Here is a 24,841-nt window from a genome sequence, read left to right as displayed (position 1 = left end):
ACGGTGACGCGACTCGCGCGGCGGCGCACCCGCCGTTCCCTGCCTCCCCGAGAGCGTCTACTCGCCGGCCCTCCACCCGACGACCGACCGCTGGAGATACCACGTCTGCGGTCTGTGGCCGTGGGATCCGGTCACCGGCCCTCATCGGTGTCCGAAGGGCGAGGCGTTCGGACACCCCACGTACATCGACGCGCCGGCTTCGTCACGATGGTCACCTGCTCGCCCCTCGGCTCACGTTTCCGGCAGAACCGGGTTCCGGCGCCTCCACCGGCGACCCGGCCCACGGCGAACAGGTGCCCCGTCAGGGCGCCGCCCAGGAATCCTCACCGGTTTCCCAGGTGGTCCGAGCCGAGGTCGCCGAGGCCCTCACGTCGGGCCCCGGTGAACATGGGCGGTCACTGCACTAGATGTAGTGGGTGTTGGGTTCCAAACCGCAGAGAACTCGCCCATACAGCTCGAAATTGGTGTTCGGGTGCATGATGGCGTGCAGGTTGATGGCCTGGATATCGCGTTCGATCCGCTGGATCGGCACGGTGTGGTAAATCGACGATCCACCGCTCGCCGTATTGAGGATGTCCACCGCCTCCTTCGCGCGCAGGCACACGGCTCCTAGGTCGAGACGGACTCGAGCGCGCTCCTCCAGCGTCCACAGCTCGCCGGTGGAGCTTCTGGTGTCCAGCATGTTCACCGTGCGATAGGCGTGGAACTCCGCTTCGTCGATCTTCATCATCGCTTCCGCGACCTGAAGATGGGTGAGCGGTGCCTCGCTCTGGTTCTCGTAGCCGGTGTAGGTGATCTTCCGTCCCGGCAGACGCTCGAAGAAGGCGTCCTTGGCGGCCTTGGCCAGACCGAGTGCGACCGCACCGGCCATCGCGGAGGCGTTCGGCGTGAACGGCGCCTGGTAGATCGGGGAACTCGCGTTCAGCCTGGAGGAGTGTTGTCCCTGGAACGCCGGTGCCATCGGCAGGACACGCCGCTGAGGAATGAACACGTCCTTCGCGACGGTGGTGACACTGCCCGAGCCGCGGAGGCCCGCCGTGTGCCAGTCGTCGACGACCTCCAGGTCGGGCAGCGGGATGGCTGTCACGATCGGCTCGTATCCACCTTCTGGAAGGGCCAGGAGCGCCGCGTTCGCGTTCCAGTGACTGTGCAAGGATCCCGTGTTGAACGACCACTTCCCGTTGAGGACGACGCCGCCCTCAGCGGGGACGGCGATGGCGGTCGGGCTCAGGATCCCGCTCACCCGGACGTCGGAGGTGGCGAAGATCTCCTCTTGTGCCTCGTCCGGGAACAGGCCGGCTATCCAGCTGTTGATCGCCCAGACCGCGACCGTCCACGCCGTCGAGCCGTCACCCCGCCCGAGCTCGGAGATCACCTCGGCCACAGTGCCCATATCGGACTCGTAGCCACCGTGGCGAGCGGGCACCCTCATCCTCAGGATACCGGCGTCGGTCAGCGCCTCGATCGAGTCTTCGGGCAGACGCCTGTTCTCCTCCCCCCAGAGGGCGTTCTTCTGAAGAAGGGGCACTAAATTCGACGCGCGGGAGACGAGTTCTTTTCTTGACGGTGCCGCGGAGGTATCCATCAGATCCTTTCCGGAAAACAGCGGTCGAGCCGGCGACCGTTTCCGATTCTCACGGCCCGACCTTGACATCTCATTGTTCGGTGTCACGTCCAGCGGGAAACCCGTTCCGATCTAGCCGTTACGGAAGGCGGCCCGGTGTTTGCGAGGGTTCTTCGAGAACCGGCCCCCGCGACAACCCCTCGAACACCTTTCAAGAAACGCCGACGGGAGTGTTCTGATAAGCGGCGATGAGCCATTCCCCGTCCTGCTTGGACAGCACCCACATGGCTCGGACCGCACGCTCGGGCGCGACCTCCGTCTCACCCGGGGCCAGCACACCGCCCTGTGTGATCAGCACACCGGCGCCGTCACCGAGGAACGTGGCCGAGACCGGCTCGCCGTACACCCGGGTTCCCTTGTACGGCCCTGAGTAGCCGGCCGCCATGAACGAGCGGATCCCCTCGCGGCCCTTCACGAAGACATCGCCGGGCAGGATCATGGTTCCGTCCTCGGCGAAGACCTCGGCGAAGGCGTCGGCGTCGTTCTGCGCCCACGCGGCCATGATGCGCTGCGGGACCGCACGCACGGCGGCCTCGTCGGGGGAAAGGGGCGATGAGGAGTTACTGGAGGGCATGCTGCATCCCTTCTTGTCGGTTGGGAGGACACGAGGTCACCGGGAGTCGGCCACGGGCGTCCCGGCACCGGCTGAATCGCCGACTCTCACGTTGACATCTTCATTCTCGAAGCTTCGCGACGCATCTCCCCGATTGCGCTCCCGCCCCGGCCCTCGATGGGGCCCGGCACAGAGGGAGCGGAACCCTGGCACATCGAGGATTCGTCCGGGTTCGCCTTCTTCGGCACGGCCAAAGGTGCGGCACCGGTCGGATACGACGCGAACCGTACCCTCCAGGAGGGCGAGACGGTCAAGGACAGACGACCAGGAGCCGGACAGCGGTCGAGGTTTCCGGAACGCCGCACTCAGTGACTTGTCGCGGAGCGGGGTGCGAACTGCCCCTGGACACGTCCGGCCCCGGCCGGCCCGCGGTACGCCTGGGCGATGTCCAGCCAGTGATCGGCCTCGGCGCCGACGGCGACGAGCGCGAGGTCGTCGCGGTGCCGGCGCCTGGTCACGAGCAGGCAGAAATCGACGGCGGGGCCGATGATCCTCTGCTCCGCGTCCGCCGGCCCGTACTCCCACAACTCACCGGAGGGTGCGGTGAGCTCGAACCTGAACTGGACGTCCGGTGGGGTCAGGCCACGCGCCAGGTATCCGAAGTCCTTGGTCAACACAGCGAACACGACAAGGTGCTTGATTCGATCGGTCCGTTCCGGCCTCATCCCGAGCGTGTCGGCGATGTCCTGCCCGTGGGCGAACTGCTCCATGATCCCGGCACAGGCGAGGACGATCGGCGGCAGCGGATTGACCAACCAGGGCACCACCTGACCCGCCGGGACGGCGGCCAGCGCCTTGACCACCGCCTCGCGCTCCGCACGCCACCGTCCGAGCAGGACCTCCGGGGGGTCGGCGGCGTAGTCGGCGAGCGCGGCGTTCACGGCCCCGTCGAAGTCCTCTGCCGCACCGGCGGTCACGACCTTGAAGGCATCCGGGTCGGAGGCCGCCGTACCCGCCAGCCTGAAGATGAAGGCCAGGTGGGCGATCTGGTTCGCGATCGTCCATCCCGGCGCGGGGGTGGGCAGGCTCCACAGCTGTGGTTCGAGGCCGGCCACCAGATCGTCGATCTCGCCTCCGTCCAAAGTCAGGTCCCTGAGTACTTCTTCCAACTCGGTCATGCACCTGTCCTCTCATGCAAGGATCGAAGTTCTTCATCGCTCCCGGTGGACCAAGCATTCTCGGGCGGAGACGCCCTGTCTTCTTCGGACGTGCCTTTCCGCCTCGGCAGGGGAGCGCGCGGGCTCGCGGAGTGACGTGCCGCCACCTCCCGCGATCGGCTCGCCCGCGCCCGTCCGGCGATCGCCACGCCTTGGCCTCCGCTCTTCAGCCCGACGACCGGCCCGGCGTCATCCGGGTGGGTGTCTCGCCTATCATCACGCACGCGACAGGGGCGGCAGCAGCGGCGCCACGCCACGCCTGCCGGCGCCGGCACCGTCCGGCGCCGGCGCACCGTACCTGACGTCCACGCCGCGCGAACGCGCGGCCTCGACGATGCCGGGAACCGCGCGTTCGGCGAGCGCGGCGATGGTCATCGCCGGATTGACCGTCAGCGCCCCAGGTACCGCCGAGCCGTCGGTGACGAAGATGCCGGGATGCCCCCGTAGCTCATGCCGGTCGTCCAGGGCGGAGGTGTGCGGGTCGTCGCCGATACGGCAGGAGGCCAGTGGGTGCACGGTGTAGGCGCCGACCACGTCGTTGGTCCACGGTGTCACCGTGGCCAGTCCGTCGCGTTCCAGGATGTCCTTCACCTCGGCGTCCGCCGCGGCCCAACCACGCAGCGTGTTGGGGGTCGGGTCGTACTTGAGCCGGCCGATACCGAGCATCTGCTGCGAGAGCCGGTCAGCGTTGCCTCGCGCGGGGGGCGGGCCGAACACGCCCTCGTTGTCGTCCTCGGTCATCTGGAAGATGATCAGCCACGAGCGCCAGCGTTTGAGAAGTTCCTTCTTCTCCACGCCGAACCAGCTCGGGCCGACCGCGTAGGGCACCTGGGCCAGGATGGTGCCCAGGCCCGGCGGGAAGTAAAGCTGCTCCAGGGAGAAACGCGAGTATTCCGGCAAAGAACCATCCAGATGGTCCCAGTTCGCCACCACCGGCCCTTTACCGATCTGGTTGCCCTCGTAGGCCCGGCCGTCGCCACGACTCAGGCCGAGCACCTCCCGGACGCGGTCCTCGTTCAGCACGGCGGTGTTGAGGCGCTCGCCGTTACCGGAGAAGTAGCGGCCGACGGCATGCGGCATCCTGCCGAGCGTGACCTCGCTGCGCTGCAGGATGACGGGAGTGGCACCGGCGCCGGCCGCGAGGACGACGATCTTCGCGTCGATCGTTCCGCTTCCGGTCTCCACCCGGTAGTCGTCGTCGTCGATGACACTGTAGTGAACCCGGTAGTCGCCTCCGTCGGCCCGCGCGATGAACTGGACCTCGTGCAGGGGGCGTATCTCGGCCCCGTGGGCCAGGGCCGCGGGCAGGTAGTTGAGCAACAGGGACTGCTTGGCGTCGAAACGGCAGCCGGCCATCATCCAGTTGCAGTTCACGCACCTGCTCATGTCGACGGCGGCCGGGACGGGATTGGCCGTGCGGCCCGCATGGTCGCAGGCGGCGGCCCACAGCCCTCCGGCGTAGGTGACGTCGTTCCAGTCCGGCTTGACGATGGGGATCGCCTCCGCCACCCGGTCGTACCAGGGGTCGAGGAGGTCGCGGCTGATGGCCTGCGGCCACATGCGCCGGCCGATGCCGCCGTGGCGCTCGAAGACGAAACGGGGTGCCCGGGGCATCGCGGCGAAGTAGACGACGCTGCCACCGCCCACGCAGTTACCGCCGAGGACGCTCATCCCGTCCCCCACCACGAAATCGAACGCTCGCGTGTAGGACGAGCCGAGTTTGAAATCGTGGTCGAAGTCCTTACCGGTCAGCCATGGGCCACGCTCCAGCACCACCACCTTCGCGCCGCCGGCGGCCAGGTGGTAAGCCGTGATCGCGCCGCCGAAACCGCTGCCGATCACCAGGACGTCGGTGCGTTCCGTACTGGTCATGCGGGGCTCCCTGAAGGGGTCGTGTCCGGGTGCGAATCGGCCAGTCTCCTGCCGTAGGAGTACTCGGGGAACCGCCACAGACCGTCTGCGCCAGGCTTTTCAAAGCCCAGTGTCATCAGCCCTGGATGCCCTGCGGCGATCGCGTCGGAGGTGCTCATGTGCGCGGCCGAGTCGAAGGCCATGTAGCTGAACAACGCGAGGCTGATCCAGAGTTCCTTCTCCGGGTGCTCCGGGGCGGTCAGGGTCTGCACCAGCGCGGTGCGGTGACCGAAGTCCAACGCGACGAACGGCGGGACCTCATCGCCGACGACCAGGCCGTGCTCGACCGCGTAGGCACACGCGTGGTCGTTCATCGCCCGGGCGAAGTCGTCCAACCCGGCGGTGATCCCGGTCGCGTCCCACTCCAGCAGCCTGATGGCTCCGGCCGCCACGGCGCCACCGCCGGTGGTGGCGCCGGCCACGGCCCGGTCGTCGGGCGACCTCTTCTCGCCGGGGAGGATCGTGTCGGCGAACGCCTCAAGCGTCATCGTCCGGGCCTGCTCTTCGTCTGGGGTGGGCGACGGCATGCATATCCTCGTGCGTCTGAAACGGCTCTGGTCCACCTCATCGTCCAGAACCGGCCGGCACACCGCATCTTCTGATATGCGGTTCGATCGGCACCCACCGCTCATCGGTCAGATCAAAAGGGGTGAGAATCGTTGTCACGTCATCCCGTGTTCCCGCCTCGCCGCGGGACAGCCTCACGATCACCTCTCGAACACGTTTCCAGCGATCGTCCGTGGTCCCCGGCCTCGCGCCCGTGGCCGCCCCGGCCACAGTCCTGGTTCGCGGTGGACCAGGTCCGGGCAAGGCCGAGGTCACCGGGTTCTCTGACCCGGGGGTTACATCATGGAGACCGTCGGATCAGTTGCTGACGCCGTGCTCGGGTGCGGAAACTGAATGGTCACCCGTGTCGTGCGAGTGGCGGTGATCCGACGGGGCGGCCACCGGAAACGGTGGCGCGGGAGACCGGGTGAAAGGGGATGGGACTCCGGTCCGCCATGCCCCGAGCGGCGATCACCCCGTGTGAGCACCGTGAGGAGTGTGCGGCCTGCCCATGCCCCCTGATACCGAGGCCACCAGAACAGAGTCCCGAACCCAACAATCCCCACCTCTCCCCCGCCGTCGCGGCGGAGCCCGCTCCCTGTGGCGGTTGAAGTCCTACCTACGCCCCTACGCCACCCGCCTGGTCGTCGTCTGGGTGCCGGCCTTCGCCGCGGTCGGGATCGGCATCACCATCCCGCTGATCGGCAAGGAGATCATCGACGGCCCCGTCGCCCGGGGTGACAGCGAGGCGCTGCTCCCCCTCGCGCTGCTCGCCCTGGGCCTGGGCATGACCGAGGCGCTGCTCGTCTTCCTGCGGCGGTGGCTGCTGGCCGACGCGGTCCTGGGCCTGGAGACCGGCATCCGCGACGACTTCTACCGCCACCTGCAGCGGCTGCCGATGGGGTTCCACGCCTCCTGGCAGTCGGGCCAGCTGCTGTCCCGGGCGACGACCGACCTGTCGGCCATCCGGCGCTTTCTCGGCTTCGGCCTGCTCTTCCTCGTCCTGGTCACCGTCCAGATCGTGACGGTGACCGGGCTGCTGCTCCGCATGTACTGGCCGCTCGGGCTGCTGGTCGTCGTCTCCGCGGTGCCGATCGTGCTCACCTCGCTGCACTTCGAGCGCAGGTACATCCTCATCTCCCGCCGGGTCCAGGACGAGCAGGGAGACCTCGCCACCGTCGTCGAGGAGTCGGCGGCCGGCATCCGGACGATCAAGGCGTTCGGCCGTGGCCGGCACGTCTCGGGGATCTTCGAGGAGGGAGCGGTGAAGATCTACGAGACCTCGATGGAGAAGGTCCGCCTGTCGGCGAGGTTCTTCACCTTTCTTGAGGTGATCCCGAACATCACCCTCGCCCTCGTGCTGCTGCTCGGCGCCCTGGCGGTCGGCTCCGGCACCCTGACGCTGGGCACGCTGGTGGCCTTCGCCACCCTGATGCTGCAACTGGTCTGGCCCATCTCGGCGCTCGGCTTCATTCTGACCACGGGCCAGGAGGCGATGACCGCGGCGGACCGGGTGATGGAGGTGCTCGACACCGAACCGGAGATCGTCGGGGGCAGCCGCGTGATCGAGCGGCCCCGCGGCCACCTGCGTTTCGAGGGCGCGGGGTTCCGCTTCCCCGGTGCCGCCGAGCCGGTGCTCCACGATGTCTGGCTGGAGGTGCGCCCGGGGGAGACGGTGGCGGTCGTGGGCGCGACGGGGTCGGGCAAGACCACTCTGACCTCCCTGGTGCCGCGCCTGTACGACGTGAGCACGGGCCGGATCACGATCGACGGCGTCGACGTCCGCGACCTGCCGCTGCCCGAGCTGCGCTCGCTGGTCGCCACCGCCTTCGAGGAGCCGACGCTGTTCTCGATGAGCGTCAGGGAGAACCTCACGCTGGGGCGGCACGACGCGGCCGAAGAGGAGATCGCGGCCGCGCTGCGGATCGCCCAGGCCGGATTCGCGTACGAGCTGCCCTGGGGCCTGGAGACCAGGATCGGCGAGCAGGGCATGTCCCTGTCCGGTGGCCAGCGTCAGCGGCTCGCACTGGCCAGGGCGGTTCTCAGCCGTCCCAGGATCCTCGTTCTGGACGACACCCTGTCGGCCCTGGACGTCGAGACCGAGGCCCTGGTCGAGCAGGCGCTGCGGCACGTGCTGCGCGAGGCGACCGGCATGGTCGTCGCCCACCGGGCCTCCACGGTGCTGCTCGCCGACCGGGTGGCCCTGCTGCTGGACGGCACGATCGCGCACGTCGGCCGGCACCACGAACTCATGGCGAGCGTGCCCGAATACCGCGCGCTGCTGTCCGCCGACCCCGACGCGGAGGAGGCGCGGCTGTGAGCGGCACGACTCCCCCGGCGGAGACCTCCGCGAAGATCCCGGCAGAGACCGGGAACGGCTCCCGGGAGTGGCGCGGGGTCGCCGCCGAGAACCAGGACGAGTTGTCGGAACAAGTGTCGTTCCTGCTGCGCAGCAGGTCCAGGCGGCTGCTGGGCGAGCTGCTGCGCCCGTACCGCAGGAAGATCGTCCTGCTCGTCGCGATCATCGTGACCTGCAACGTCGCCTCGCTCGCCATCCCCTACCTGGTCAAGGTGGGCATCGACGCGGGCATCCCGCCGATGGTCGCGGGCGCGGGGCCGGGAGCCCTGGTGACCGTCGTCTCGGCGATCCTGGCCGCGGCGGTCATCCAGCTGGTGACCCGGCAGATATTCCTCAGGATGGCCGGACGCATCGGCCAGAGCATCCTGCTGGAGCTGCGGCGACGGGTCTTCCGCCACTTCCAGAGGCTGTCGCTGTCGTTTCACGACGACTACACCTCGGGCCGGGTCGTCTCCCGGCTCACCTCCGACATCGACGCCATCTCCGAGATGCTCCAGTCGGGCTTCGACGATCTCGTCACCGCCGTGCTGACGCTGGTCGGCACGGCGGTCCTGCTGCTCGTCCTGGACGTCCACCTCGGCGTGGTCGCACTGCTGCCGCTACCGGTCCTGGCGCTGTTCACCAATTGGTTCCGGCGGCAGTCGAGCATCGTCTACCGCAGGACCCGGGAGGCCGTGGCCCTGGTGATCGTCCATTTCGTGGAGTCGATGGCCGGCATGCGCGCGGTCCAGGCCTTCCGCAGGGAGCCGCGCAACCAGGAGATCTTCGCCCAGCTGAACGCCGACTACCGGGACGCCAACCTGCGGAGCATGCACCTGGTCGCGATCTTCTCTCCGGGGGTCAAGCTGATCGGGAACGTGACGGTCGCGGCGGTCCTGCTCTACGGCGGCATGCTGGCGATCCGGGGCGAGGTCACGGTGGGCGTGCTGGCGGCATTCCTGCTCTACCTTCGCCAGTTCTACGAGCCGATGCAGGAGATCAGCCAGTTCTACAACACCTTCCAGTCCGCGGGGGCGGCGCTGGAGAAGCTCTCCGGCGTGTTGCAGGAGCGGCCCGTGGTGGCCGAGCCCGGCGACCCGGTGGTGCTGGAACGCCCACGCGGCAGGGTCGAGTTCCAGCACGTGGAGTTCTCCTACCTGGACGGCACCCCCGTGCTGCCCCGGCTGGACCTGCTGGTCCCCGCCGGGCAGACCGTGGCGCTGGTCGGCACCACCGGGGCGGGCAAGACCACGTTGGCCAAGCTGGTCGCCAGGTTCTACGACCCGGTGGCGGGGCGGGTGCTACTGGACGGCATCGACCTGCGCGACCTCGGTGAGGAGTCGCGGCACGCCGCGATCGTCCTGGTGACGCAGGAGAACTTCCTGTTCAGCGGCTCGGTGGCGGACAACATCAGGTTCGGCCGGCCGGGCGCGAGCATGGCCGACGTGGTGGCCGCGGCCCGTTCGATCGGCGCCGACGCGTTCGTCTCGGCGCTTCCCGAGGGGTACGACACCCAGGTCGGCAAGCACGGCGGCCGGCTGTCGGCCGGGCAGCGGCAACTGGTGGCGTTCGCCAGGGCGTTCCTGGCCGATCCCGCGGTGCTGATCCTCGACGAGGCGACGTCCAGCCTGGACGTCGCCGGCGAGCGGCTGGTGCAGCGGGCGATGCGGACGATCCTGGCGGACCGGACCGCTCTGATCATCGCGCACCGCCTGTCGACCGTCGAGATCGCCGACCGGGTGCTGGTGATGGACGGCGGCAGGATCGTCGAGGACGGCCCACCGGGCGAGCTCGCCAGGCGGGCGGGCCGCTACGCCGGCCTGCACCGCGCCTGGCTCGACAGCATCTCCGACCACCGGGACCTTCCCCGCTGACCGGAAACCGGTGTGATGGCCCAGGTGTGGGCCATCACACCGCCGTTTCAAGGCACGAACTCGCACCCTGGCATGGCTGACACCGGGTGGACGGGGGCATCGACGTGCTCGGCCCCGACGAAGCCCCACCCCGACCAGCTTTCCTTTCCCGGCTCCGAGCGGTCCCCTCGGGTGTAGTACCAGATGTTCCCGCCGTCACTCTGGACCCGTCCGAAGGCCCAGCAGACGAACCAGCTCTTCGGGGTGTCCAGGATCGCTATCTTCTCGGTCGTGTCCACGCTGAGGTACAGCGGGGCCTCAGGCCGGTTGGCGCACACGAAATCCGTGCTCCACACGTGGCCGCCCTGCCTGGCGTCGACATGCCTGACGCCCCGGCGGATGATGCAGGAGTGCGCGCCGACGGTCACCGAGGCGACCGACGCCTGCTCCGCGGCCTTCGCTCCCCCATCCCGGCCGCTCTCGAAGGGCCACACCAGGAGCACGGTCAGGGACAGGACGGCAAGGACGGTCAGGACGACCTGTACGGGCCGCGTGCGGCTTCCACCTCCACGGAGGATCGTCGGGCGCCCACCCGTGCCGATCGCCGGCGGCGGGTCCTCCGGCTCCGCGGCGACCAGCAGGCTCCGCACCGCGTCGGGCTCCTCCCGCTCCGGCTCCCCCCGCTCCTGGTCCTGCCTGGCCACCCTGGACTCCGCCTCGGTCGCCTGGGCGCGTACCCATCGCCGATGCAGCTCGGCGAGCTCCTGCCGGTTCGCCCGGCACTCCTTGGCGAACTGTTCCAGGACGGTGAAGCGCGGTGGTACACCGTCTCCCGAGCAGTAGCGGTGAAGCGCGGACTTGCTGATACCGAGCCGCTTGGCGAGCGCGTCGTAGCTCCGGCCGGTCTTGGTCTTCAACTCGCGTAGATATGAGGCTAGATCCTCAACGGCGGACGGTTCCGACATCTTCGCTCCCCAAGCCCGGATCCCCCCGAGTTTGACGCCCGCAGGCTAACAGGAACGACCACTCGTTGTCCCGTACGCCACCTCCGTCCCACCCCTGTCCCACGACGCCTGGGATTCCGCTGGCCAGCATGCCCCTATGTCCCATTCTCCCGTCCTGTCCCATATTCGTTGCCGCCGGGCGGCGGGCCGGTCACGGTGATGATCAGCAACCACGCCGAGATCGCCACCTCGGCTCGATCGGCTCCGGCCCCACGGGCCGGAGCCCGACTCGTCAGGGGGACACATAACTATGAATCCACTCGTTTCCACTGATCCGCGATGCCCCAGAACATCCCGCCCGTCCTGGATGAGGATGGCGATGGTGGCCGCGCTGATCGTGCTCACCGGCGGCACGGCGACCCCGCCGGCGCACGCCGCCGCGGCCCCGGCCTTCCAGACCCCCTTCCCCTGCGGGATGGCGGTCGACCTGACCACCGGTCCCACTCACGACCGCGCGCGGGGCAAACTCCTCGACATGTACCGCGCGCCCTGGAGCAACAGCCAGATCCAGTCGGGCACGCCGATCATGGCCGCGGCCGGGGGCGTGGTCACCGCGTCACATTTCGAGTCGGGCGCGGGTCACCTGATCAAGATCAACCATGGTGACAACTACTACACCTTCTATATGCATCTGAAGACGAGGAACGTCACGGTAGGCCAGCAGGTGACCGCCGGACAGCAGATCGGCGAACTGGGCAACAGCGGGACGAACTCCGGCGGCGCTTTCCACCTGCACTACGAGGTGTTCCGTGACACCAACGGCGACGGCAGCGGCGCGGTCTCCGAGCTGATCTATCCGGCTTTCAACGGGGTCGAGTACCACCTCAGCGAGGGCGGGAATTCGTACACGGCCACGACCACGAGCCGCAACTGCGGTGCCACCCCCAATCTCGGGGTTCTGGACTTCTACCTGTCCGACAACCTGACCTCCGGCGCCCACACCCAGCCCGTCGTCTCCTACGGCAACAGCCCGATGATCCCGATCAGCGGCGACTGGGACGGCGACGGCAAAGACACCCCCAGCGCCTACGACCCCACCACCGGAAGATTCCTCCTCAGCAACAACCCCACCACCGGCGCCGCCCAACACATCATCACCTACGGCAACCCCAACGCCGACCCCCTCGTCGGCGACTGGGACGGCGACGGCAAAGACAACATCGGCGTCCGCATGGGCTACACCTTCTGCCTGCGCACCAGCCCCATCACCACCCCCACCGAAACCACCCAGACCATCGCCTACGGCGACGCCCCCATGCGCCCCCTCATCGGCGACTGGGACGGCGACGGCAAAGACACCCCCAGCGCCTACGACCCCACCACCGGAAGATTCCTCCTCAGCAACAACCCCACCACCGGCGCCGCCCAACACATCATCACCTACGGCAACCCCAACGCCGACCCCCTCGTCGGCGACTGGGACGGCGACGGCAAAGACAACATCGGCGTCCGCATGGGCAACGCCTTCTCCTTCCGCACCAGCCCCATCACCACCCCCACCGAAACCACCCAATCCATCTCCTACGGCGACGGCAGCCCCCACGACCTGCCCATCACCGGCGACTGGAACGGCGACGGCAAGGACACCCACGGCATCGTCCGCTGACCCCCCACCCGACGCCGCGGTGGAACCTCGCATCGCCGGTGATCTCGGGCCAGGGACGCCGCGTCCGGATTCGGTGATCAGGTCGAAGGGCGCGAGAAAGCGCTTGCGCAGTGGCTTGCCCAGGTTGCCGCGCGGAAGGCCGAAGGTCGTGAAGCGGATCGGATAGTAGACACCCGGCGCTCGACAGCGGCGTCCAGGTGGCCGGCCCTGGGAAACCACCGGCCGGCCGCCCAGCCGGTGAAAAGGCTCGCGCGCCCAGACCGGGCGAGATCGACAGGAAGCCGGCCTGGGCCACCGTACCGCCGAGCGGCGGGCCGCCGTTCGAACAGCACGGCGGAGGGCAGCGGCGCGGGGGCACGACCGGATCGCGGTGACGCCAGGCGGCGCCGGTACCGTGATCGGGTCCCCCACCGCTGGAGGTCCCCATGAAGACAACCGGGAGACGGCCCGTCCTCGCCGACTCCGTCAGGATCACCGACGACGCCGTGGAGATCCTCGACCGCCGCGTCTATCCCTTCGAACACCGCTGGGTGCGCTGCGCCACCAGCGAGGACGTCGCGGTGGCCATCGAGCGGATGGTCACCCAGAGCACCGGCCCCTCCTTCGCGGCGACCGCCGGGATGGTCCTGGCCGCCCGCGAGGCCCGTGACGAACCGCCGGTCCTGGCGGCGGCCCGGCTGCGCGGGGCGGGCGACCGGCTGATCGCGACCCGGCCCACGAACAACCACATCCGCGATGCCGTCCACGCGGTCCTGGCCGCCACCGTGGACGGGCCGCTTCCCGAGGCGTCGGGAGCGGAACTGGTGGAGGCCGTGACCCAGGCCGCGACCGAGCACGACGCGGCCTACCGGGCGAGCAGCGCGGCCCTGGGCAGGCACGCGGCGACGCTGCTGGAGGACGGCGCCCGCGTCCTCACCCACTGCTGGGCCGACACCTATCTGATCGCGACGGTCGAGGCCGCGCAGCAGGCGGGCAAGCGACTGGAGTTCGTCTGCACCGAGACCCGGCCCTACCTGCAGGGAGCGCGGCTAACCGCGCCGACGCTGGTGGAGATGGGCTACCGGCCCACCCTGATCACCGACGGGATGGTCGCCTCGGTGCTGGCCGACGGGCTCGCCGACGTGGCGCTGACCGCGGCGGACCGGGTGACGATGGACGGCCATGTGGTGAACAAGGTCGGCACCCTGGGGGTGGCGCTGGCCGCCCGCGCCTTCGACGTCCCGTACTACGTGGTGATCCCGGCGCCCGACCCCCGGGCGCCGGGAATCGGCGACGTCGTCATCGAACGGCGGGACGGCGACGAGGTCCTGCACGTGCTGGGGAGGCGCACCGCGGGCGAGGGCGTCACCGGCCACTACCCGGCCTTCGACGCCACTCCCCCGCACCTGGTGACCCGGATCGTGACCGAGCGCGGCGCCTTCAGGGCCGAACGCGTGTCGGAGCACTTCGAGGTACCGGGGAACGAATGAACAGTGCCCGCCTCGTCGTGGACGGCACCCGCACGTCGCCGCCGTGACGCCTGTGCTTCCGACCATCACAGATCAGCTCAGGCGGGGGCCTCGAGCATCCCGGCGGCCGTGACGCGCAGCGACGCGGCCAGCCGCGGTGCCTCTCCGCGCTCCAGCAGCCGCAGGACCGGTTCGCTCTGAAGGCTGCCCAGCAGGATGTGCGCCAGCAGCTCTCCGTCCAGGTCGGGACGTCGCGCGGCGATCAGCGCGCTGGTGTGGCCGTGCCAGAACCGGTAGACGGGGTGGTCGCCTTCGCCCCGGTGCTCGTCGTGCTCCTTCCACTCCGGCCTGGGGGCCGCCGTAGCGGCGTGGCCAAGCGCCGCGAGGAGCCCCTTGTTGCGGCCGACGACGTCGACGATCGCGTCCAGGAAGGCCATCAGCCGCTCCTCGGGCGGAGCACCGGGCCCCAGCGGCGGAGGGCCGCTCGCCACGGCCTCCTCCAGGGCGTAGGCCCGCTCCTGCATCAGCGCGACCATCAGCCCCATCCGGCTGCCGAAACGGTGGAACACCGTACCCTTACCGACCCCGGCCGCGGCGGCGACCTGTTCCATGGAGATCTGCTCGGGCCGGTGCCGGGCGAGAAGATCCTCGGTGGCCCGCAGGATGGCGCGACGGTTGCGTGCCGCGTCAGCACGTTCGCGACGCTCCTCGATCATCGGCTCCTCTTTCCCATGGACAACTGGACCGTCGGTCAAGTACGTTCGTATCAAACTTGACCGCAGGTCCACTTTACCCCCGATGCGGGAGGACGGCATGCGCCGAATCCGTTACCACGCCTATGGCGGCCCCGAGGTGCTCACCATGGAGGAGACAGAGATCCCCAGTCCGGGCCCCGGCCAGGTGCGCATCCGCGCCGAGGCGATCGGCGCCAACTTCGTCGATGTGAAGTTCCGCCGGGGACCGGACGCCGGCGGGATCTACCGGCGCGACCTGCCCGCCGTGCTCACCGGCGACGTGGTCGGCACGGTCGACGCGGTGGGACCGGGCGTCGACCCCGGCCTCACCGGCCGGCGGGTCGCCGCGCTGGCCGAGGACGCCTTCGCCGACCACGTCCTCGCCGACACCGAGTGGCTCGTGCCCGTACCGGAGGAAATCGACGACGCCACCGCGAGCATGCTGCCGATGGGCGCCCCCGTGGCGCTGGGCACGTTGCACGCTGCCCGGCTGTCGCCCGGCGAGACCGTGCTCGTTCACGCCGCCGCGGGAGGCATCGGCCATCTGGCCGTGCAACTCGCCAGGATCGCCGGTGCCGGCACCGTGATCGCCACGGCCGGCTCCCCCGCCAAACTGGACTTCACCCGCGCGCTCGGCGCCGACGCGGCCGTCGACTACTCCGCGGAGGACTGGCCCGAACAAGTGCGCGAAGCCGCGCCAGGAGGAGTCGACGTCGTCCTGGACTCCGTCGGCGGCCACATCCTGCTGCGCAGCCTCGACCTTCTGGCACCGCTCGGCCGAGCCGTCGTCTACGGAGCGGCCGGCGGCGAGGCGACCGATATCCCGCTGACCAGCCTTTTCACAATGAGATCGGTAACCGGGTTCTCGCTGCTCGCCTGGCGCGCCGCCGCGCCGAAGCGAGCACACGAGGACATGGAGCAGGTCACACGGCACGCGGTCGAGGGGAGACTACGCGCCAGACTGCACGCCCGGCTGTCGCTCGCCGAAGCGGCCGAAGCGCACCGGATCATGGAAAGCCGCTCCCAACTCGGCCGCGTCCTCCTCGTACCCTGAGTCTCCAGGGGAACTCCCGGCTCGGTCATCGGCGCGCACCAGGCCCGGAGACGGCCCACCTTTTGTACGACCCACGCCTGACACGGAAGCCGTGGCGATCCCGCTGATCGAGCAGGCCCCCTCACAACGCGACATCGGCGAACCGCTCGCCGTTCGCGATCGCCTACCCGACGACACCCGTCGGAGTGATCTCGACCGGCGACTGTCCACCCTGACGGGACAGCTGTCGTCACCGAGGCCGGCCAAGATCTTGGTCGAGCCCGTCGCCGCGGAAGAGGAGAGAGGTCTCGCCGTCCGATGACCGTCCGCCCCTCCCCCGAGGCTTCCGCACTCAGGGGATGAGGGCGATCTTTCCGGTGACCCGGCGTCGCAGGAGGTCGTCCATGACCTGCGCGCCGGCCTCCAGCGGGGCGGTCGCCGGGGCGGCCGGGGTGAGGAGGCCGGCGGCGACGAGGTCCAGGAGTTCGGTGAGCAGGGCGTGCTGACCGTCGGCGTCCGACATCGACCAGGCGCCCCAGTCGACTCCGACGACCGATCGGTTGCGCAGCAGCACCTGGTTGAGCGGCAGCGACGGGATGGCCCCTGAGGCGAACCCGATCACCAGATAACGGCCGCCCACCCGCAGCGACCGCAGGGCCGGATCCGCCAGGTCGCCGCCCACCGGGTCGTAGACCAGGTCGACCCCGCCGTTGGAGAACTCGCGGGCCGCGTCCTTGAGGCTCTGGGCGCTCGTGTCGAGCACGGCGACGGCGCCCGCGGCGCGTGCGGCCCGCCGCTTGTCCTCACTCGACGCCCCGGCCAGGACCGTCGCGCCAAGCGCGGTCGCCACCCGCACCGCCGCCAGCCCCACCCCGCCGCCCGCGCCCAGGACCAGCACGGTCTCCCCCGCGCTCAGTCCGCCCCGGTCCCGCAACGCGAACATGGCCGTGCAGTGACTCTGGGCGAACGTCGCCGCCTGGGCCGCGTCCAGGGTGTCGGGGATGCGCACCACGCCGGCGGCCGGGACGACGACCTGTTCGGCGAAACCGCCCAGCCCGCACACCGCCACCACTCGCGTTCCCACCGTCGGCCAGGTCACGCCGGGGCCGACGGCACTGACCGTGCCGGCGACCTCACCGCCCGGTACGAACGGCGGCGGCAACTTGATCTGGTAGCGGCCGTGGACGAACAACCCGTCGACGTAGTTCACGCCGGCGGCCTCGACGGCGATGACGATCTGGCCGTCGGCAGGCCTCGGGACGTCCGTCTCGACGACCGCGACCGACCCCAATTCCTCACACATCAGAGCGCGCATCAGGTCACCCTACGGACACCGAAACGGTTCGGCCAGCGGATGCGGGCCCGTGCGCCGCCGGGTGGTCACCGTGGCGGGGCCGCGGTGGTCGAAGCCCTTCGACGCCGGGGTTTCGCCCGGCTCCCGGCACCGGCGGTGGCCGACCCGGGCCCGGAACGCGGAAGGCCCCCTCACCGTGGGAGGGGACCTTCGCGCGGAACCACGGCCGGATTCGCGCCGCCGGGCTCAGCTGGGGGAACCGGCGGTCTCCTGCTCCCCGGAGCGCTCGAACTCCGCCTCGGCCAGCTCGTTGTCGCGGTCACGGCGGTACTCACGGAGCGAGTAGGCGATGGCGGCGGCCCAGATGGCGGCGATGGTGATGTAGGCGACCGTCTGGACACCGCCGGAGGCGCCGACCCAGTCACTGCGCAGCAGGGTCCGCACGTTGGTCAGGACGATGACACCACCGACGGCGGAACCCAGGATGCGCGGCGGGATGTGGCGGACCAGCCAGGCCGCGATGGGGGCCGCGATGACGCCGCCGAGCAGCAGGACGGCCACCCAGGAGAAGTCGATGTTCTCCGAGCCGATGCCGACGAAGAAACCGATGCTGGCGGCGATGGCGACCAGGAACTCACTGGCGTCGATGGAACCGATCACCTTGCGCGGCGCCAGGCGGCCGCTGGCCAGGATCGCCGGGGTGCCGACCGGACCCCAGCCGCCACCGCCGGTGGCGTCGATGAATCCGGCGACCAGGCCGAGGGGGGCGAGGAAGCGCTTGCGCAACGGCTTGCCCAGGTTGCCGCGTGGCAGGCCGAAGGCCGTGAAGCGGACCAGGACGTAGACACCCAGCGCGAGCAGGATGATCGACATGACCGGGGCGGCGACCTCGGTGGAGAGGCCGGACAGGAAGGTGGCTCCCGCGAACGCGCCGACGGCGCCGGGGAGACCTATCTTGGCGACGACCTTCCAGTCGATGTTGTCGAAGCGCCAGTGGGACACGCCGGAGGCGAGGGTCGTGCCGATCTCGGCGAGGTGGATGGTGGCCGAGGCGGCGGCGGGGTTGGTGCCGATGGCCAGGAGCAGCGTCGTCGAGGTGACACCGTAGGCCATGCCGAGGCTGCCGTCGACGAGCTGCGCCGCGAAGCCGACCAGGCCTAAGAGGATGAGCGCACGCACGACGCCTCCTTCCCATTTTCCCTACTATGTTGATAGGAAACATGGTTATTGAACTTCACGGCGACGTCAAGTCACGTTTCGCGCAAGGTGTCTCAGGTCGTGGACATCTTCGTCTCACACAGGTCGTCAGTTCGGTCGACATCCGCTGTCAGGATCCGCGCCGCCTGCCGTTCTCGGCCACCGGCGACAGGAGCGCGGCCAGGCTGACGGTGTCGACGATGGCGTTTATCGAGGTCTCGATGTTCAGCCACACCGTGCGCAGTCGCACCGCCTCTCCGAAGTAGGCCACGTCCCCGGTCGGCAGACCCCGCACCGAGGTCAGCTCGCCGCCGACGGCACGCAGGACGTCTCCGACCGAGATGTCCACCGGCGGCCTGGTGAGCGTGAAGCCGCCCTCGTGGCCCCGCTGGGCGAAGACGAGGTCGGCACGGCGCAGGTCGGTCAGAATGCCGCGCAGGAAACTCGCCGGGATCCCCTGCGTCTGGGCCATCGTCTCCGACTTGACGGGGGCGGGATCGCTCAGCGCGATGACCAGCATCGCTCTCAGGGCGTAGTCGCTCCGCGCCGTGACGTGCATCAGGCAGCCCCCCGACAGTGCGTCTCCAGATGGCCTCATGTGGGTCGGTGCCGATTAATCTACTATCTCTACAGGTTAACTGTGAATTATTCTCGGCTGTGGGACACCCCCCGCGCCCCCGAGGTGCCGCACTCCCCCGCCGGAAAAGCGGGGCACCCCACACGGAGGAGCCGACGGTGAACACCTGGGTTGCCACCCTGCTCGGCGCGCTGACCGGGCTGGTCCTGCTGTGGCTGGCTCTCGTCACCGCCCTGGCGGTCGCGCGTCCTCGCGGCAACGCGCTCGGCGAGGCGCTGCGGCTGCTCCCCGACCTGCTCCGGCTCATCCCCCGCCTGGCCAGGGACGGCTCCCTGCCGCGCGGCGTCCGCGTCAGGCTGTGGCTGCTCCTCGGCTATCTCGCCATGCCCTTCGACCTGGTCCCCGACTTCGTCCCGGTCCTCGGCTACGCCGACGACGCGATCGTCGTCGCCCTCGTCCTGCGCTCGGTGGTCAGGCACTCGGGCGAGGCGGCTCTCACCCGGCACTGGCCGGGCACCGCCGAGGGCCTGCGAGCCGTGCGGCGGCTGGCCCGCATCCCCGCGGAGCCGGATGCCGGGGACCCGGAGACGGGACACCGCCCCTGACCCGGTCCCGACCGTCTCAGAGGGCTCCGATCCGCCCCAGGCGGCCGAGCCCCACCACACCTTCACCGGAACCGGCAGGTGAAGCGTGATCAGTCAGGCGATACCTCTCACAAATTCGCGGCACAGGTACTGCCGCATATTTTGGGCGGCTCTTCAAGAGTTGATTGCCGATCTTTGCTTTGCCAAGCTCTGCACTGTGTCGTCCTGACTGGGGAGAGGGGGCGGCACCTCGAAAACCGGAGGGGTCTGTCGTGCTCGTCACGCTCGCGGCGCCAGTGGCGCCGATCGCCGCACATCAACTACTCGTCTTCTTGCTGCAGGTGGGACTGCTCCTGCTGCTCGCCCTCACCTTCGGCCGCCTGGCCGGGCGACTCGGCATGCCCGCAGTCGTCGGTGAACTGTTCGTCGGGGTGGTCCTGGGGCCCTCCTTCCTCGCCCATGTCGCGCCCGGCCTGTCCACCTGGCTGTTCCCGCAGGACAGCGCCCAGTTCCACCTGCTCGACGCGGTCGGGCAGATCGGCGTGCTACTGCTCGTCGGCATCACCGGCATCCACATGGACATGGGGATGGTCCGGCGCAGGGGCGCGACGGCGGCCGGAGTCAGCATCGGCGGCTTGCTGGTGCCGCTCGCCTTCGGCATCGGCGCCGGATTCCTGCTCCCGGCCACGCTCATCCCCACCGGAACCGAGCCGCTGGTCTTCGCGCTCTTCCTCGGCGTCGCGATGTGCGTCAGCGCCATCCCGGTCATCGCCAAGACCCTGATGGACATGGGGCTGCTCCACCGCAACATCGGGCAGCTCACGCTCACCGCGGGCATGATCGACGACGCGTTCGGCTGGTTCATGCTGTCGATCGTGTCGGCCATGGCCACCACCGGCCTGCGCGCGGGGAGCGTGCTGGTCTCGCTGGCCTGCCTGCTGGCGGTCGTGGCCTTCGCGCTCACCCTGGGCCGCCCCCTCGTGCGGCACTCGTTCCGGCTCACCTCCCGGGACGAGGACTCCGGCGCGTCCGTCGCGACCGCGGCCGTGCTGATCCTGCTCGCCTCGGCCGCCACGCACGCGATGGGCCTGGAGGCGGTCTTCGGCGCCTTCGTCTGCGGCATGCTGATCGGCACCGCGGGCGGCGTCGAACCGTCGCGGCTCGCCCCGCTGCGCACGGTGGTGCTCTCCGGCTTCGCACCGATCTTCTTCGCCACCGCCGGACTGCGCATGGACCTGACGTCCCTGGCCGACCCGATGGTGCTGCTCGCCGGGCTCGCCATCCTGGTCGTGGCGATCGTCGGCAAATTCCTCGGAGCCTACGCCGGAGCACGCGCCAGCAGGCTCAACCGATGGGAGGCACTGGCCCTGGGCGCCGGGCTCAACGCGCGGGGCGTCATCGAGGTGGTCGTGGCCATGGTGGGCCTGCGGCTGGGCATCCTCAGCGTCGAGGTCTACACGATCGTGGTGCTGGTGGCGATCGTGACCTCCCTCATGGCACCGCCGATCCTGCGCTGGGCCATGGCCAGGGTGGAGCAGACCACCGAGGAGGAGTTGCGCAGGAACGAGCAGCTCGCCTGGTCGAACCAGCCCCAGACGAACGGCGCCGACCCGCTGTAGCGGTACGCCGACCCGGCCGCGGGCCGATCACCCCGACCTTGTCGGGTGATCGGCCCGCGGCGGCCGGGAAGCGGGTCACGGGCCCTCCTCGGCGAGGGGCGCCCGCGGGCCCGGGGAGACGGGAAGTGTCAGGACCATGGTGAGACCGCCCCCGGGCGTCTCCTCAGGCAGCAGCGTGCCGCCCATCGCCTCGGCGAGCCCCCGGGAGAGCGCGAGGCCCAGGCCGACACCGGTGTGGTTGTCGCGGTCACCGAGCCGCTGGAAGGGCATGAAGATCCGGTCGTAGGCCTCGGGCGGTATGCCCGTACCGCGGTCGACGACGCGGATCTCCACGTGGTCGCCGTGCCTGCTGGCCGTGACGAGGACCTTCACGTCCCCGGGGCTGTAGCGGACGGCGTTCGACATGAGGTTGACCAGGATGCGTTCCAGCAGCACCTGGTCGGCGACGATCTCGGGCAGCTCGGCGGAGACGTCGCCCTCGATCCGCCGGGACAGCTCGCCGAGATCGTCGATGGCGCGCGGCACGATCTCCTCCAGCGCGGTCGCCTCCAGAGCCACCCCGAGCACCCCCGCCTGCAGCCGGCTCATGTCGAGCAGGTTGGCGACCAGGCGGTCCAGCTTGACCAGGGACTCGTCGGCGGTGGCCAGCAGCTCCGCCCTGTCCTCCGGGGACCAGTCGACGTCGGTGGCCCGCAGTCCCTCCACGGCCGCCCTCGCCGAGGCGAGCGGGGTGCGCAGATCATGGCTGACCGCGGCGAGCAACGCGGTGCGCATCCTGTCGGCCTCGGCCAGCGGCCTGACCTGCTCCGCCTCCTCCTCCAGCCGGTCCTGCCGCAGGGCAACGGCCGCCTCGGCGGCGAAAGCCTCCAGCACCCGCCGGTCGGAGGCCTCCAGCAGCCTGCCCCGTACGGCGAGGACGAGCCGCTCGTCGATGACCACGTCGGTGTCCGCGGCGCCGGGCGAGGTGCAGGGCACGTCGACGCCGGCGGCGGCGACGATCCGCCACGCCTCGGGGTCGGCCTGGTCCTCGGGCACCGGCTCTCCGGTACGTTCCAGCAGGGTGACCGAGGACAGCCCGAAGGTCTCCCTCAGCCGGGCGAGCAGCGAGGCGAGCACGTGCTCGCCGCGGAGCACGTGTCCCGCCAGGGTGGAGAGGATCTCCGCGTCGGCACGGGCGCGGGCCGCCTCCCTGGTCCTGCGGGCGGCGAGGTCGACGACGGCGCTCACCATGACGGCCACCAGCACGTAGACGCTCAGCGCGAACAGATTCTCCGGGTCCGCGACGGTGAAGCCGGCGAGCGGCTCCGTGAAGAAGTAGTTGAGCAGCAGGAAGCCGAACACGGCCGCGGTGACGGCCGGCCACATGCCGCCCACCAGGGCGACCACGATCACCGTGAGCAGGAAGAGCAGTATGTCGCTCGGCAGGTTCACCCCGTCGCGGAGCAGGCGCAGTCCCAACGCCAGGACCGGCAGCCCGAGCATCGCGAGGACCCAGCCGGTCACCCGCCTGGGGCGGGTCAGCGCGGCCCGCGACGGGGCTCGGTCGCGCCCTTTCTTCATCTCCTCGTGGGTGACCATGTGAACGTCTATGGACCCCGACTGCGCGATCGTGGTCACCCCGACCCCCCGGGAGAGGATCTGGGCGAACCTGCCGCGCCGGGACGCCCCCAGCACCAGCTGGGTGGCGTTGACGCCGCGCGCGAAGTCGAGCAGGGCGCGCGGGATGTCGTCGCCGACGACCTGGTGGTAGGTGCCGCCCAGGTCCTCCACCAGCGTGCGCTGGCGGACCATGCTCGCCGGATCCACTCCGGCCAGCGCGTCGGCGCGTGTGACGTGCACGGCCAGCAGGTCGGCCCCCTTGCTCCTGGCCGCGACCCTGGCCGCCCGGCGCACCAGCGTGTCGCCTTCCGGGCCGCCGGTCAGCGCGACCACGACGCGCTCCCGTGCCTCCCAGGTGCCGGAGATGCCGTGCTCGGCGCGGTAGCGGTCGAGCTGCTCGTCGACCTTGCCCGCGACCCACAGCAGGGCCAGCTCACGCAGCGCGGTCAGGTTGCCGACCCTGAAGTAGTTCGACAGCGCCGCGTCGACCTTCTCCGGCGCGTAGACGTTGCCGTGCGCCATCCGGCGGCGCAGCGCCTCCGGGGCCATGTCCACCAACTCCACCTGGTCGGCTCGGCGCACCACCTCGTCGGGCATCGTCTCGCGCTGGACCACCCCGGTGATCTCCTCGACCACGTCGTTGAGCGACTCCAGGTGCTGGATGTTGACCGTGGAGATGACGTCGATGCCCGCGTCGAGGATCTCCTCGACGTCCTGCCAGCGCTTGGTGTTGCGCGAGCCTGGGACGTTGGTGTGGGCCAGCTCGTCGATCAGCGCGACCTTGGGCCTCCTGGCGATGACGGCGTCCACGTCGAGTTCGGTGAACGTGCACCCGCGGTGGTCCATGCTCCTGCGCGGGACGACCTCCAGGCCCTCGAGCAGTTCCGCGGTACGGGGACGGTCGTAGGTCTCGACGAGGCCCACGACCACGTCGGTGCCTCTGGTGAGGCGGCGGTGGCCCTCGGAGAGCATCATGTAGGTCTTGCCGACCCCCGGGGCGGCTCCGAGGTAGACCCGCAGCCGCCCCCGTCTTACGTTCATCACATCTCCTTGAGTGTGGAGACCCCGGTCCCTGGCCCCGGGGCGGAGGTCAGCCTCCGTCGAGCGCCAGATTGAGCGCGAGGACGTTCACCGCCGGTTCGCCCATGAAGCCGAGGAAGCGGCCCGTGGTGTTCTCCGCGATCAGCCGCCTGACCCTCTCCACGGGTACTCCGCGCTCCCTGGCCACGCGGGCCGCCTGGAGTTCGGCGTAGGGGACCGAGATGTCCGGGTCAAGGCCGGAGCCGCTGGCGGTGACCGCGTCGGCGGGCACGACCGCCCGGACCGTCGTACCGCGGACCGGAACGGTGCGGCCGGCCGCGTAGCTCTCGCCGGGTCTACCGCACTCGACCCTGACACCACGGTACTCGGCGACGAACGGGGGCGCGGGGCAGGCCTGGTTGACGCTGACGGCCCTGGTCGGGGTGCCTGCCGCCGGGAAGACCTTCAGCACGGCACCGACGCCGTCGGGCGTGCAGTACGGCCGGGCACCGCTGACGCCCTCCAGTTCCCCGACGGCCCTGGAGCGGGCGCAGACCTGGGTGAGCAGGCTCCGCCTGCCCTCGCCCCCGGCACCCGGAACGGGCAGGACGTCCACGACGTCCTCGGGTCCCAGGTTGCTCGCGGCGGTGGAGAGCATGTCGTAGCCGTCGCCGGCCATGGACGGCCGGCTCTGGAAGTACCTCCCGACGGGCCTGCCCGCGGCGTCCGTGAAGTTCTGGCCGACGAGCGCGCTGCCCACCTCCCGTCCGTCCTTCTCCACGAGGGAACCGTTGGCCCCGTCATGGAAGGCGAGCCGAGCGATGCCGGTGACCACCAGCGGGTAGAGGGCACCGGTGAGCAGGGTCAGGACGAGCAGCGCGCGGAGCGCGGCGAGATACCTGTGCATCCAGATGGGCATGTGTTTCATTTACGACATTCCCGGAAGGAGGTGGATGAGAAGGTCTATCAGCTTGATGCCGATGAAGGGCGCGACGATGCCGCCCAGTCCGTAGACGTAGAGGTTGCGGCTGAGCAGCTTCGACGCGCTGGAGGGGCGGTAGCGCACCCCCCGCAGGGCGAGCGG

At 70.0% G+C, this 24,841-nt stretch carries 19 protein-coding genes; 7 read left to right on the top strand and 12 right to left on the bottom strand.

All coding sequences use genetic code 11. The features are described from left to right. Positions 1–403 precede the first annotated feature (403 nt). The 5 genes from AB0J58_RS16350 to AB0J58_RS16330 form a co-directional block, all read right to left on the bottom strand. Entirely contained in the window at positions 404–1,528 is a 1,125-nt protein-coding gene (locus AB0J58_RS16350) for an acyl-CoA dehydrogenase family protein (RefSeq protein ID WP_364215958.1), read from the bottom strand. 247 nt (positions 1,529–1,775) lie between these two features. Beyond that, entirely contained in the window at positions 1,776–2,198 is a 423-nt protein-coding gene (locus AB0J58_RS16345) for an SgcJ/EcaC family oxidoreductase (RefSeq protein WP_364215955.1), read from the bottom strand. Positions 2,199–2,542: 344 nt separating this feature from the next. Beyond that, positions 2,543–3,355, bottom strand: a complete 813-nt coding sequence (locus AB0J58_RS16340) for a TIGR03084 family metal-binding protein (protein ID WP_364215952.1) — start codon at positions 3,353–3,355, stop codon at positions 2,543–2,545. 255 nt (positions 3,356–3,610) lie between these two features. Continuing rightward, positions 3,611–5,266, bottom strand: coding sequence for a GMC family oxidoreductase (locus tag AB0J58_RS16335; protein ID WP_364215949.1), 1,656 nt, complete (start codon positions 5,264–5,266; stop codon positions 3,611–3,613). Continuing rightward, a complete protein-coding gene (locus AB0J58_RS16330; RefSeq protein WP_364215946.1) occupies positions 5,263–5,832 on the bottom strand; it encodes a DUF5987 family protein in 570 nt (189 codons plus the stop codon). The genes AB0J58_RS16335 and AB0J58_RS16330 overlap by 4 nt, the downstream gene beginning before the upstream one ends. A 626-nt stretch (positions 5,833–6,458) precedes the next feature. Between AB0J58_RS16330 and AB0J58_RS16325 the strand changes: the two genes are divergently transcribed. Then, positions 6,459–8,171: an ABC transporter ATP-binding protein gene (locus tag AB0J58_RS16325; protein WP_364215943.1), complete on the top strand. Its 1,713-nt coding sequence runs from the start codon at positions 6,459–6,461 to the stop codon at positions 8,169–8,171. Continuing rightward, complete coding sequence (locus AB0J58_RS16320; RefSeq protein WP_364215940.1) at positions 8,168–10,063, top strand: ABC transporter ATP-binding protein; 1,896 nt, start codon at positions 8,168–8,170, stop codon at positions 10,061–10,063. The genes AB0J58_RS16325 and AB0J58_RS16320 overlap by 4 nt, the downstream gene beginning before the upstream one ends. A gap of 47 nt (positions 10,064–10,110) precedes the next feature. Here the strand turns inward: AB0J58_RS16320 and AB0J58_RS16315 are convergent, their stop codons facing one another. Beyond that, entirely contained in the window at positions 10,111–11,007 is an 897-nt protein-coding gene (locus AB0J58_RS16315; protein ID WP_364215938.1) for a helix-turn-helix transcriptional regulator, read from the bottom strand. Positions 11,008–11,365: 358 nt separating this feature from the next. Between AB0J58_RS16315 and AB0J58_RS16310 the strand changes: the two genes are divergently transcribed. After that, positions 11,366–12,652 carry a M23 family metallopeptidase gene (locus AB0J58_RS16310; RefSeq protein WP_364215936.1) on the top strand — a complete coding sequence of 429 codons (1,287 nt, stop codon included), beginning with the start codon at positions 11,366–11,368 and terminating at the stop codon, positions 12,650–12,652. A 425-nt stretch (positions 12,653–13,077) separates the two neighbouring features. After that, the gene (locus AB0J58_RS16305) at positions 13,078–14,121 is read left to right on the top strand and encodes a hypothetical protein (RefSeq protein WP_364215933.1); all 1,044 of its coding nucleotides are present in this window, start codon (positions 13,078–13,080) and stop codon (positions 14,119–14,121) included. Between the two features lie 77 nt (positions 14,122–14,198). Here AB0J58_RS16305 and AB0J58_RS16300 read toward each other — a convergent pair whose 3' ends face one another. After that, the gene (locus AB0J58_RS16300; protein WP_364215930.1) at positions 14,199–14,816 is read right to left on the bottom strand and encodes a helix-turn-helix domain-containing protein; all 618 of its coding nucleotides are present in this window, start codon (positions 14,814–14,816) and stop codon (positions 14,199–14,201) included. Between the two features lie 97 nt (positions 14,817–14,913). Here AB0J58_RS16300 and AB0J58_RS16295 point away from each other — a divergent pair, with 97 nt between their 5' ends. After that, positions 14,914–15,888, top strand: coding sequence for a zinc-binding dehydrogenase (locus AB0J58_RS16295; RefSeq protein WP_364215927.1), 975 nt, complete (start codon positions 14,914–14,916; stop codon positions 15,886–15,888). A gap of 331 nt (positions 15,889–16,219) precedes the next feature. Here AB0J58_RS16295 and AB0J58_RS16290 read toward each other — a convergent pair whose 3' ends face one another. From AB0J58_RS16290 to AB0J58_RS16280, 3 genes are all read right to left on the bottom strand, one after another. Next, positions 16,220–17,182, bottom strand: a complete 963-nt coding sequence (locus AB0J58_RS16290; protein WP_364215924.1) for an NADPH:quinone oxidoreductase family protein — start codon at positions 17,180–17,182, stop codon at positions 16,220–16,222. 225 nt (positions 17,183–17,407) lie between these two features. Continuing rightward, positions 17,408–18,340: a sulfite exporter TauE/SafE family protein gene (locus tag AB0J58_RS16285; protein ID WP_364215921.1), complete on the bottom strand. Its 933-nt coding sequence runs from the start codon at positions 18,338–18,340 to the stop codon at positions 17,408–17,410. A 148-nt stretch (positions 18,341–18,488) separates the two neighbouring features. Next, positions 18,489–18,917: an Rrf2 family transcriptional regulator gene (locus AB0J58_RS16280; RefSeq protein ID WP_364215918.1), complete on the bottom strand. Its 429-nt coding sequence runs from the start codon at positions 18,915–18,917 to the stop codon at positions 18,489–18,491. Between the two features lie 176 nt (positions 18,918–19,093). Here AB0J58_RS16280 and AB0J58_RS16275 point away from each other — a divergent pair, with 176 nt between their 5' ends. Together AB0J58_RS16275 and AB0J58_RS16270 are read left to right on the top strand one after the other, a co-directional pair. Further along, positions 19,094–19,540: a YkvA family protein gene (locus tag AB0J58_RS16275; protein WP_364215916.1), complete on the top strand. Its 447-nt coding sequence runs from the start codon at positions 19,094–19,096 to the stop codon at positions 19,538–19,540. A gap of 251 nt (positions 19,541–19,791) precedes the next feature. Continuing rightward, positions 19,792–21,138, top strand: a complete 1,347-nt coding sequence (locus tag AB0J58_RS16270; RefSeq protein ID WP_364215913.1) for a cation:proton antiporter — start codon at positions 19,792–19,794, stop codon at positions 21,136–21,138. Positions 21,139–21,213: 75 nt separating this feature from the next. Here the strand turns inward: AB0J58_RS16270 and AB0J58_RS16265 are convergent, their stop codons facing one another. Together AB0J58_RS16265 and AB0J58_RS16260 are read right to left on the bottom strand one after the other, a co-directional pair. Continuing rightward, positions 21,214–23,778, bottom strand: coding sequence for a sensor histidine kinase KdpD (locus AB0J58_RS16265; protein WP_364215910.1), 2,565 nt, complete (start codon positions 23,776–23,778; stop codon positions 21,214–21,216). 49 nt (positions 23,779–23,827) lie between these two features. Beyond that, the gene (locus AB0J58_RS16260) at positions 23,828–24,685 is read right to left on the bottom strand and encodes a potassium-transporting ATPase subunit C (protein WP_364215907.1); all 858 of its coding nucleotides are present in this window, start codon (positions 24,683–24,685) and stop codon (positions 23,828–23,830) included. Positions 24,686–24,841 lie beyond the last annotated feature (156 nt).

The sequence above is a fragment of the Streptosporangium sp. NPDC049644 genome (genome assembly GCF_040675205.1).
GTDB lineage: Bacteria > Actinomycetota > Actinomycetes > Streptosporangiales > Streptosporangiaceae > Streptosporangium > Streptosporangium fukuiense.
The sequence above is the reverse complement of the archived record's forward strand: the minus strand, read 5'-3'. Positions and strand labels throughout refer to the sequence as shown.